Genomic DNA, 11,069 nt, shown 5'->3' on the forward strand with positions numbered 1-11,069 from the left:
TGAATACATCCCTCGTGCGATGAAAACGGGTCGCGGAGGCCGCATTGTTGATGCATGTTCGTCGCACTCCGAGACCTGCGGGCCGCCCGAGGTCGCTTTCTGCTCATCACCGTCGTCGTCGGCTTAGTCGCGGTGTTGGTGAGCTTCCTCAGTGGGCTCACCGCTGGCCTCGCACACCAGAACATCTCCGCTATTCAGGGCGTTTCCGCTAAGTCCATCGTCTTCGCTGATTCGGGTACCGACCCGTCGTTCGACGCGTCATCACTGACCGAAGCCCAGGTCGCGCAGTGGTCATCGGCCGCCTCGGTCAACGCGATCGGCATTTCTCGTTCGCGAGCCGAGCACGCCGGGTCCGCCCCGCTGCAGGTCGCGGTTTTCGGTGGCGACGCGTCAGCATTCAGCAAACGTCCCGCAACCGCACTGGGCGCGGTGGTACTCAGCTCGGCAGCGGCCAAGGGGCTAGGTGCGGCGACAGGCGAACGGGTATCGCTGTCCGGTCGCGAATTCACCGTCGCCGCGGTGTCGGGCGACGAATGGTACAGCCACACCCCGGTCATCTGGGCTGCGCTTGGCGACTGGCAGGCCATCAGTCCACGCTCGGGTGCGGCGACGGTGCTCGCGGTGTCGGGCGAGGTGCGCGACGGAACTGATCTGGCAAGTCTCGATGCGGCGGCTGGCACGAAAACGGTCGCAGCGGGCGACGCCGTCGAGGCGATCGGTTCGTACAAGGCCGAAAACAGTTCGCTCACGCTCATGACGGTGTTGCTTTTCGCGATCTCCGCGCTGGTCATTGGCGCGTTCTTCACCGTGTGGACCGTGCAACGTCAGCCCGATATCGCGGTGCTGAAAGCGCTCGGCGCAACAACGTCGTCGCTTGTCGTCGACGCGCTCGCGCAGGCGGCGATCGTGCTCGCGGTCGGAGTCGCCGCCGGGCTCGGCATCACCGCGCTCAGCGCGACGCTGATGGGCGATGCCGTTCCGTTCGTGCTCTCGATAACCACCACGCTCGTGCCCGCTGTCGCGCTCATTGTTCTTGGCCTTATTGGGGCCGCGCTCTCCCTGCGTTTCCTGTTCACCACTGATCCGCTGACCGCCCTTGGGGCAAGCCGCTAAGGAGTCACGACCATGCCAAACGCTCTCACCATCACCGATGTCACGCTCACCTATCCCGATGGCGTCGACCGGCTTACCGCGTTGAACCGCGTAAACCTGCATGTGCCGGGCGGCGCTGTCGCCGCGATTACCGGGCCGTCGGGCTCAGGGAAATCGAGCCTGCTGGCCGTCGCGGCCACCCTGATCCGCCCTGATTCGGGCTCCATCATCCTCGAAACGGATTGCGGGCCAATCAATTTGGCACAGTTGAACAGGCGCGCCGCAGCGCAGGTGCGGCGCACTTCGATGGGCATCGTCTTCCAACAGCCCAACCTCATTCCCGCGCTTACGGCCGTCGAACAGTTGACCGTTACCGACCATCTTGAAATTCGAAAGCGCCGCTCGCGCAAGGACACTCACGCACGAGCACTGGAATTGCTCGATACCGTCGGCCTCGCCGCGCATTCCGACAAACGTCCCGCACAGCTGTCGGGCGGTCAGCGTCAACGCGTCAATATCGCGCGCGCACTCATGAACGAACCCGCGCTGATGGTCATCGACGAGCCGACGAGCGCGCTCGATTCTGAACGCGGCGCGGCCATCCTCGACCTCATCACCACCGTCGCGCGGCAGCACCACACGGCCACGCTTCTGGTCACGCACGACACCACACATCTGGACCGGATGGACAGCGTTTACCGCATGGTCGACGGGCACCTCTCGCAGGTACACCCGGTACCGCTCACAGCGTGAGCGGCGCGCGTAGTTAGTCGGCGGCGAGGGCGGCTAGTGCCATCGCCCGCAACACCGGGCGCGCCTTCGCGGCGGTGGCGGCGGACGCGCTGTGGGGGGTGGAATTGATCAGGCCGAAAGTCGCGTGGGCACGGATGCGCGCGGCTTCTTCGGCTAACCCGGGGTGCAACTCGCGCAGCAGTTCCACCCACAGTTCAACGTATTGACGCTGGGTGCGGCGAAGTACGCGCCGCTCAGCAGGGGGCACGCTTTCCAGGTCGCGATCTTGAATGCGGATCAGGTCGGGGTTGCCAAACGCGAAGTCGAGATGAAATTCCACTAGGGCCGCGAGTGCGGCGGTGGCCGTCGGAGATTCGGTGATCACCTCGCGGCCGCCGGCGAGCAGCTTCTCGCTCACGCCAACCAACAGCTCAACGAGTAAAGCTTCCTTGTTCACGAAGTGGCGGTAGACGGCGGGGCCGCTGATGCCTACGGCAGCACCGAGGTCATCGAGGCGAACCCCAAGAAAGCCTCGGTCGGCGATCAGCCGCGCGCCCGCATCGAGTAGTTGCTCGCGCCGCTGCGCCTTGGCTTGTTCACGCTTGGTACCGGTGGTCGGCGCTTGCGTTTCCACTGGCGGAAACCTCCACGACTCTGGACAAGTTGGTTAGTCAAGATTAACCTGATTTTCAGTTATCGACCGTTAACCGAATCGACAGGATCGCGAGATGACGCGCACGTACAACGCGGCAACACCGGATTCGGCAGCCGGTGCCGATACGCCCATTGCCGACCCCGTAGCAGCCAACCGCGCGGCGCACGCGGCGTTGGTTGCCGAGTTGCGCACCGTCACCGCGCAGGCCGCGCTTGGCGGGCCGGAGAAGTCGCGGGAGCGCCACGTCGCGCGCGGCAAACTGCTGCCGCGCGAGCGCGTCGAGCGCCTGCTCGATCCGGGCAGCCCGTTCCTTGAGCTTGCCCCGCTGGCGGCGAACGGGATGTACAACGACGAATGCCCCGGCGCTGGCGTTATCGCGGGCATCGGCCGTATCGCCGGCCGCGAATGCCTTGTTCTCGCCAACGACCCAACCGTCAAGGGCGGCACGTACTACCCCATCACGGTCAAGAAGCACCTGCGCGCACAGGAAGTCGCTTCGCAAAACAACCTGCCGTGCGTGTACCTCGTCGAGTCAGGGGGCGGCTTCCTGCCGAGGCAGGACGAGGTGTTTCCCGACCGCGAACACTTCGGTCGCATCTTCTTCAATCAGGCAAATATGAGCGCGCGCGGCATCGCCCAAATCGCCGCGGTGCTCGGCTCGTGCACCGCTGGCGGCGCGTATGTGCCCGCGATGGCCGACGAGGCTGTCATCGTGCGCGACCAGGGCACCATCTTTCTTGGCGGACCACCGCTGGTGAAAGCCGCGACCGGCGAAGTGGTTTCGGCCGAGGAGCTCGGTGGCGGCCTGCTGCATTCACGGACGTCGGGCGTTACCGATCACCTTGCGGAAGACGATGCCGACGCGCTGCGCATTGTGCGCGAGATCGTCGGCACGCTTGGACCTCGGCCGGAAGCGCCGTGGGCGGTCGAGCCGAGTACCCCACCGGCCAAGTCCGAAGAGGAGCTGTACGACGTAGTGCCCGTCGACGCGCGCACGCCCTACGACGTGCATGAGGTCATCGATCGAATCATCGACGGCGAGAACGGCTTTCACGAGTTCAAGGCCGAATACGGCAAGACCCTCGTCACCGGTTTCGCACGTATCCACGGTCATCCGGTCGGCATCGTCGCCAACAACGGCGTGCTGTTCAGCGAGTCAGCGATGAAGGGCGCGCACTTCATCGAACTGTGCGATAAGCGCAAGATCCCGCTGCTTTTCCTCCAGAACATCACCGGCTTCATGGTCGGGCGCGATTACGAGGCCGGCGGTATCGCCAAGCACGGAGCCAAGATGGTCACCGCCGTCGCTTGCGCGCGGGTCCCGAAGCTCACTGTGGTGATTGGCGGCTCGTATGGCGCGGGCAACTACTCGATGTGCGGTCGCGCCTACTCCCCTCGCTTCCTGTGGATGTGGCCCAATGCCCGCATCTCGGTGATGGGTGGCGAACAGGCTGCCTCCGTGCTTGCTACCGTGCGCGGCGAGCAGCTGGAGAAGTCCGGCACACCGTGGACAGCCGAAGAAGCCGAAACGTTCAAGGCACCGATTCGCGAGCAGTACGAAACCCAAGGCAACCCGTACTACGCGACCGCACGACTGTGGGACGACGGCATCATCGAGCCGACAGACACGAGAACTGTTCTTGGCCTTGCCCTTTCGGTGTGCGCGCAGGCGCCACTCGAACCCGTTTCCTACGGCGTCTTCCGGATGTGAGTCTGATGAACAACTCTCCAGTCACCGGCACGTTCCACACTGTCCTTGTCGCGAACCGTGGCGAGATCGCGGTGCGCGTCATTAAGACGTTGCGCGACATGGGCATTCGCTCGGTCGCCGTTTATAGCGATGCCGACGCGGATGCACGTCACGTGCGCGCCGCCGACGTCGCTGTGCGGCTCGGGCCAGCCCCCGCGCGCGAAAGTTATCTGTCGATCGACAAGCTCGTTGACGCTGCCGTGCGCTCCGGTGCGCAAGCCGTGCACCCGGGTTATGGGTTCCTGTCGGAGAATCCGGCGTTCGCCGCCGCGCTCGCCAAAGCTGGGATCAGCTTTATCGGCCCGTCGGCCAAGGCCATTGAGGTCATGGGCGACAAGATCACCGCGAAAAACACCGTCACCGCGTTCGGCGTTCCAGTTGTTCCCGGCATCGCGGAACCAGGGCTTACCGATGAACAACTCATCGTCGCCGCGCACGACATCGGCTATCCCGTCCTGGTCAAGCCGTCGGCGGGTGGCGGCGGCAAGGGCATGCGCAGGGTCGAGAACCCGGCCGACCTTCCCGCCGCATTGCAGAGTGCGCGTCGCGAAGCCGGTGCTGCCTTCGGTGACGACACGCTGTTCATCGAACGGTTCGTCACTCGGCCGCGTCATATCGAAGTGCAGGTTCTCGCCGACCAATCCGGCGCTGTCGTGCACCTTGGTGAGCGGGAATGCAGCTTGCAACGCAGGCATCAGAAGGTCATCGAGGAAGCGCCGTCGCCGCTGCTCGACGCTGAAACGCGTGCGCGCATCGGTGCCGCCGCCGTCGCGACCGCGCGCAGTGTCGATTACGTCGGCGCGGGCACCGTTGAGTTCATCGTCTCGGCCGACCGACCCGACGAGTTCTTTTTCATGGAGATGAATACGCGCCTACAGGTTGAGCATCCGGTTACCGAGATGGTCACCGGTGTCGACCTCGTCCAATGGCAGGTGCGGATCGCGGCCGGGCAGCCGCTCACGCTCAACCAGGACGACATCAAGCTCACTGGTCACGCCATCGAAGCGCGTGTGTACGCCGAAGATCCGGGTCGCGGCTTCCTGCCGACAGGCGGCACGGTGCTGAGTTTGGCTGAGCCCGCGCGTGCACGCGTGCGCGTTGACTCGGGACTCGCGGCAGGCACGGTTGTCGGCAGTGACTACGACCCGATGTTGTCGAAGGTCATCGCGTTTGGCGACACCCGCGCCGAAGCGTTGCGCACGCTCGATTCCGCGTTAGCCAGCACTGAATTACTCGGTGTCACAACAAATATCGAGTTCCTGCGCTTCCTGCTCGCGGATGCCAATGTGCAGGCGGGTCGGCTCGACACCGAACTGCTCGATCGTCGCGTCGCTGATTTCCGCCCGGCCGAGGCAACCGACGCCGACTTCATCGCCGCAGCGGCAGCCCGATGGTTGCGCCGTTGGCCCAGCTCACCCGGCGGCGACCTGTGGGCCATCCCGTCGGGTTGGCGGCTCGGCGAACACGCACCGACAGTGCTCACCTTGCGGGTCGGCGACCTCACCCGTCGCGTCGCGATCACCGGCACGCCCGAGTCAGCGGTGGTGAGTGTGCTTGACCCCGCCGGAGCGGCCCCGGTTGGCGCGGCACAAACGGCAGCGGCTGGCGCGGTCTTTTTCTCCCCGCGCTTCCTCAGCAGCGAGGCAAACGAGCTTGCCCTCACCATCAACGGGCTGCGGCAGGTTTATCGCGTTGCCGAATCCGCCGATGGGCGGATCTGGCTCGGCGCCGACGGGCGCGTTGTTTCGCTCGTTGAGGATCTCGCGTCGAGCACGCGCGCTGCCGTCGGGCATGTAGGCGATGCTGAGGTGCGCAGTCCGATGCCGGGCGCGGTTGTCGCGCTGCCGGTCGCTAACGGGCAGACGGTTTCCGTCGGCGATCGTGTTGTCGCGATCGAAGCGATGAAGATGGAGCACATGCTCACCGCGCCCGTCGCCGGTGTCGTTGAAGTGCTCGTACAGCCGGGCACCCAGGTGAAGCTTGACCAGGTGCTCGTTCGCATCATTGCCGAGTCTGACGAAAAGCCCAACGCCTCAACCGAATTGGAAGGGGTCGCGAAATGAGCGACGTGCGCAGGATCGTGCAGCGCGGATTGTGGTTCGAAGAGTTCGAGGTCGGCGCCATTTATGAGCACCGGCCTGGTCGCACGGTCACCGAGGCCGACAACGTGCTGTTCACGACGCTCACGATGAACCCGCAACCGCTGCATCTCGATGCAGCGTTCGCCGACGCGCAACCGCCGTTCAACCAGCGACTCGTGAATTCGATGTTCACGCTGTCGACGCTGGTCGGACTGTCGGTCGCGCAGCTTACACAGGGCACCCTCGTCGCGAACCTCGGCTTCTCGGACATCCGCTTCCCTGCCCCGGTCTTCATCGGCGACACCCTTTACGCCGAAACGCTCATCACCGACAAACGGGTGTCGAAGAGCAGGCCGGGCGAGGGAGTAGTGAGCCTCACCCACACCGCCCGCAACCAGGACGGCGTAGTGGTCGCCGAGGCCGCCCGCCAAACCTTGGTCCGCCTCGCCCCGGCGGAGGTGAGCGAATGAGCACCAACTCGTGGCAGCCAACCGGGCCCGCCTGGATGTTCTGCCCCGCCGATCGGCCCGAACGGTTCGGCAAAGCTGCCGCTGCCGCCGACGTCGTCATTCTTGATCTTGAAGACGGCGTCGCCGCAGCCGACAAAGCCGCCGCGCGGGAAGCCCTTCTCGCTACCACGCTCGACCCCGACAACACCGTTATCAGGGTCAATGCCGCCGACACCGACGACTACGCTCGCGATCTGGAAACGCTCAAGCAAACCCCGTATCGCCGCGTGATGTTGCCGAAATGTGAAGCAGCACAACAGGTTCGGCAACTCGGCGACTACGAGGTCATCGTGCTCGTCGAATCACCACTCGGTGCCATCAAGGTCACCGAGACGGTCGCGGTCGACAATGCCATCGGCGTCATGTGGGGTGCCGAAGACCTCGTCGCCGGCCTTGGCGGCAACTCGTCCCGCCACGCCGACGGCACCTACCGCGACGTCGCCAAGCACGTCCGGGCCACAAGTCTGCTGGCGGCCAAAGCTTTTGGTCGGTTCGCCCTCGATTCGGTGTACCTGAACATCAAAGATCTCGACGGTCTCGCCGAGGAAAGCGACGACGCTGTCGCGGTTGGGTTCGACGCCAAAGTCGCGATCCATCCCAGTCAGGTACCGGTGATCCGCGCCGCGTACGCGCCCGATCCCGACGAGTTAGCGTGGGCAGAACGGGTACTCGCACAAGTGCCGCACCATCGGGGTGTTTTCGCGTTCGAAGGCACAATGGTCGACGCCCCCGTGCTGCGCCATGCCGAACGCATCCTGCGCCGGGCAACGTAACCAACAAGCAGCAAACAGCGAGGAGAACAGTTCGGTGCAGCCGCAATGCGAACCAATCTGGGAACCAACCGCCGACGACGTCGCATCGGCGCGCATCACTGATTTCGCCGAGTTCGTGAGTCGGCGCACCGGCGTCGCCTACCCCGACTACCGGTCGCTGTGGCAGTGGTCGGTCGACGACATCGCGGGCTTTTGGCAAGCACTGTGGGACTACTTCGAGTTGGGCGAGACAGCGGGCCAGGTACTCGACGCACCAACGATGCCGGGGGCGAACTGGTTTCCTGGCACGAAACTGAACTATGTCGACCAGGTCGTGCGGATGGCCCAGTTCGACCGACCCGCCATCCTCGCGCTGCATGAAGATGCCGAGCCAACGGAGGTGTCGTGGACCGACCTGATCGTCGCGGTGAAGGCGTTCGCGCAGACGCTCAAAGATAACGGGGTCGAAGCGGGCGACCGGGTTGTCGGATACCTGCCCAACGTTCCCGAAGCGATCGTCGCGTTCCTCGCGACCGCGAGCATCGGCGCCATCTGGAGTGCGTGCGGACAGGACTATTCGGCGAAGGCCGCCCTCGACCGACTCGGGCAGCTCGACCCGACCGTGCTCGTCACCGCCGATGGCTACCGCTTTGGCGGTAAGGACCACGACAAGCGCCAAGACATCGCCGACCTGCGTGCTGGGCTCCCCGATCTGCGTGCGACCGTCGTCATCAACCAACTTGGCCTCGACGTCCCCGACGCGATCGCGTGGGCGGATGCCGCCGCCGATGCGGGCGAAGCCTCCATTATCGAAACCACCCCGGTCGACTTCGACCATCCGCTCTGGATCGTGTTCTCTTCGGGCACAACGGGTTTGCCCAAGGGCATCGTGCACGGCCACGGCGGCGTGATCCTCGAACACCTGAAAGCCGTCGCGCTCCAATCCGACATCGGGCCCGACGACACGTTCTTCTGGTACACCAGCCCGAGCTGGATGATGTGGAACTTCCAGGTCGCGGGACTCCTCACCGGCGCGACCATCGTCACCTACGACGGCAGCCCAACCGCGCAGGGCCCAGACACGCTGTGGCGCTTGGCCGCCGACACTGAGGCAACCGTGCTGGGGACAAGCCCCGGTTACGTGCTCGGCTGCATTAAGGCAGGCTCGGCGCCCCGCACTGATCACGACCTGTCGAAACTACGCACCGTCGGCATCACCGGCTCCGCACTGCCCGAATCATCAGCGCGCTGGCTCGCCGACAACGCTGGCGAACACGTGCAGGTCAGCTCGATTAGCGGTGGCACCGATGTGGTTTCGGCGTTCATCGGTGGCGCACCGACAGTGCCGGTGTGGCCGGGTGAGCTGTCCGCGCCCTACCTCGGCGTCGCGCTCGACGCGTTCGACGAGCAAGGCGAGTCGGTCAAGGGTGAGGTCGGCGAACTGGTCGTCACCGCACCGATGCCATCAATGCCCGTGCGGTTTTGGCGGGATGAAGACGGAAGTCGCTACCACGACGCCTATTTCGCTACCTACCCCGGCGTGTGGCGACACGGCGACTGGATCACCATCACCGAGCGCGGCAGCGTAGTCGTACACGGCCGTTCGGATTCCACGCTGAACCGCAACGGCATTCGGATGGGCAGTGCCGACATCTATCAGGCGGTCGAGGCGTTGCCCGAGATTGCCGAGGCACTTGTGATCGGCGTCGAACTTCCCGACGGCGGCTATTGGATGCCGCTCTTCGTCGTACTCGCACCAGGTTTCGAGCTCACCGACGACCTCAAGAATCGCATCAACACCACGATTCGCACTGCGGTCTCCCCACGCCACGTACCGGACGAAATCCAGGTCGCACCAGGTATTCCGCACACGCGCACCGGAAAGAAACTCGAGATTCCGATCAAGAAATTGTTCCAAGGTGCCGACCCCGCACGGGTGGTGGAACGCAGCGCGGTTGACGACCCGAACTTGCTTGACTGGTACGCCCTGATCCGTCCAGGGAGGGTTGCCTAATACACTCTGCACATGAATGTCGGCGAGTCTCGTGGAGTACGTGGGGTCGGCGCGGTGGCAACCGAAGGAGTGCGACGACGACCCAAAAATAGGCGGGCCCAAATTGCCGCCACATCGGCAATCGCGTTCGGCGCGTCCGGTTATCACGGTGTGAGCATGGAAGACATCGCGGCCGGGCTTGGGATTTCTTCGGCCGCGCTATATCGGCACTTCCCCAGCAAGTACGCGTTATTCCGGACCGAGTTGCTCAGGGTGAGCGAATCGTTCACTGCCGCAATCGAACTGTCGAACGCGGCGGACACAGCGGATGATGCGCCAGCGGAATGCCTGCGACGCATGCTCGATGGGCTCGCCGCGACAACGGTCGAAAATCGCGCGACGGTCGCGCTCGTGCGCTGGGAAGGTCGCTACCTCGAACCTGCCGACCGCGTTGTGCTCGACGAACAACGCGCCGCCGTCCTCGTCGCACTCGACGAACAACTCAGCATCCTCCGTCCCGAACTCTCCCCCGCCGATCACCGCATGCTTTCCACCGCGATGTTCGGCGTGATCATTTCCATCGCCGACCATCACACCGCACTACCCGCGCGCTCGGTCGGGCGACTACTCGGCGCGGCCTGTGTCGCCCTCGCCCGACCCGGATTGCCTCCTGCCGCACCGTGTTCGGGCCCGTCAACTCGGGTCCAGATCCCGCCATCGTTCAAACATGAACTGCTGCTTCGCAAAGCGGTTGAACTGTTTCACGAGCGCGGGTACCCGAATGTGAGCGTGGAGGACATCGCAACCGCGGCTGGGCTTTCGGCCGCGTCGGCGGTTTACCGGTTCTATCGCGGCAAGAGCGACATTCTCGCCGCCGCGTTCCGGCGTGCCGCCGAGGGCGTTTCCAGTGCGATCGGCCGCGCGATCGCCAGCACAAGCGACAGCAGGGGCGCGCTTGCGGTGCTGATCGATCAATTCGTCAGCGACACCTTCGACGAGCGCGCGTTGGCGGTGGTCTATTACGCCGAGTTTGGGCACGTTCCCGCCGATGAGCGGGCGGTACTGCGCAATATCCAGCGGTTGAGTGTGCAGGAATGGGCACGGCTGGTTCGCGACGTGCGGCCCGAACTATCCCCTGCGGAGGCGAGATTCCTTGTGCACGCGGCGTTCGCGATGGTGATCGATCTTGGTCAGGCCTACGGTGATGACCCGATCGCGTGCCGTGCGAGGGCAAGCCACCTCGTGCATAAGGTGCTGCTTGGTTAAGCGGCACCTTCGCGTGCCATCGCGGCGATCAACGAGTTGGGGCGCATGTCGAGCCAGTGCGATTCCACGTATTGCAGACAGTCGCTGCGCGACGCCGCCCCGAACGCGACGGTCCACCCACCGGGGACGGCGGCGAAGGTCGGCCATAGGGAGTGCTCGCCTTCGCTGTTGATCAGCACGTAGAAGGTGGCGTTTTCGTCATCGAATGGATTAGACATGGTTGTCCTCTCAGGTTGAGC

The 11,069-nt window shown here is 64.5% G+C and carries 10 protein-coding genes; 8 read left to right on the plus strand and 2 right to left on the minus strand.

Going from position 1 to position 11,069, the window contains the following annotated elements; genetic code table 11:
- Window positions 1-54: 54 nt before the first annotated feature.
- Together IEX78_RS10765 and IEX78_RS10770 are read left to right on the plus strand one after the other, a co-directional pair.
- The gene (locus IEX78_RS10765; protein ID WP_188828767.1) at window positions 55-1,113 is read left to right on the plus strand and encodes an ABC transporter permease; all 1,059 of its coding nucleotides are present in this window, start codon (window positions 55-57) and stop codon (window positions 1,111-1,113) included.
- 12 nt (window positions 1,114-1,125) lie between these two features.
- Window positions 1,126-1,845 (plus strand): ABC transporter ATP-binding protein, encoded by a 720-nt coding sequence (locus tag IEX78_RS10770; RefSeq protein ID WP_188828768.1) that lies wholly within the window; start codon window positions 1,126-1,128, stop codon window positions 1,843-1,845.
- Between the two features lie 13 nt (window positions 1,846-1,858).
- On the opposite strand, the gene IEX78_RS10775 is transcribed toward IEX78_RS10770, so the two are convergent.
- A complete protein-coding gene (locus IEX78_RS10775; RefSeq protein WP_188828769.1) occupies window positions 1,859-2,458 on the minus strand; it encodes an SACE_7040 family transcriptional regulator in 600 nt (199 codons plus the stop codon).
- 94 nt (window positions 2,459-2,552) lie between these two features.
- Between IEX78_RS10775 and IEX78_RS10780 the strand changes: the two genes are divergently transcribed.
- From IEX78_RS10780 to IEX78_RS10805, 6 genes are read left to right on the plus strand one after another with little or no spacing between them, the layout of a single operon-like run.
- Window positions 2,553-4,190: a carboxyl transferase domain-containing protein gene (locus IEX78_RS10780; protein ID WP_188828770.1), complete on the plus strand. Its 1,638-nt coding sequence runs from the start codon at window positions 2,553-2,555 to the stop codon at window positions 4,188-4,190.
- A gap of 5 nt (window positions 4,191-4,195) precedes the next feature.
- Window positions 4,196-6,292: an acetyl/propionyl/methylcrotonyl-CoA carboxylase subunit alpha gene (locus IEX78_RS10785; RefSeq protein WP_188828771.1), complete on the plus strand. Its 2,097-nt coding sequence runs from the start codon at window positions 4,196-4,198 to the stop codon at window positions 6,290-6,292.
- Window positions 6,289-6,780: a MaoC family dehydratase gene (locus tag IEX78_RS10790; RefSeq protein WP_188828772.1), complete on the plus strand. Its 492-nt coding sequence runs from the start codon at window positions 6,289-6,291 to the stop codon at window positions 6,778-6,780. The genes IEX78_RS10785 and IEX78_RS10790 overlap by 4 nt, the downstream gene beginning before the upstream one ends.
- On the plus strand, window positions 6,777-7,592 hold the full coding sequence (locus IEX78_RS10795; protein ID WP_188828773.1) for an HpcH/HpaI aldolase/citrate lyase family protein: 816 nt from the start codon (window positions 6,777-6,779) through the stop codon (window positions 7,590-7,592). Before IEX78_RS10790 ends, IEX78_RS10795 begins: the two co-directional genes overlap by 4 nt.
- Window positions 7,593-7,626: 34 nt before the next feature.
- Window positions 7,627-9,585: an acetoacetate--CoA ligase gene (locus IEX78_RS10800; RefSeq protein WP_229683872.1), complete on the plus strand. Its 1,959-nt coding sequence runs from the start codon at window positions 7,627-7,629 to the stop codon at window positions 9,583-9,585.
- 12 nt (window positions 9,586-9,597) lie between these two features.
- Window positions 9,598-10,830: a TetR/AcrR family transcriptional regulator gene (locus IEX78_RS10805; RefSeq protein WP_188828775.1), complete on the plus strand. Its 1,233-nt coding sequence runs from the start codon at window positions 9,598-9,600 to the stop codon at window positions 10,828-10,830.
- Here the strand turns inward: IEX78_RS10805 and IEX78_RS10810 are convergent.
- On the minus strand, window positions 10,827-11,048 hold the full coding sequence (locus tag IEX78_RS10810) for an MbtH family protein (RefSeq protein ID WP_188828776.1): 222 nt from the start codon (window positions 11,046-11,048) through the stop codon (window positions 10,827-10,829). The genes IEX78_RS10805 and IEX78_RS10810 overlap by 4 nt on opposite strands.
- Window positions 11,049-11,069: the final 21 nt, after the last annotated feature.

The organism is Nocardia camponoti (genome assembly GCF_014646135.1).
Taxonomy (GTDB): Bacteria; Actinomycetota; Actinomycetes; order Mycobacteriales; family Mycobacteriaceae; genus Nocardia; species Nocardia camponoti.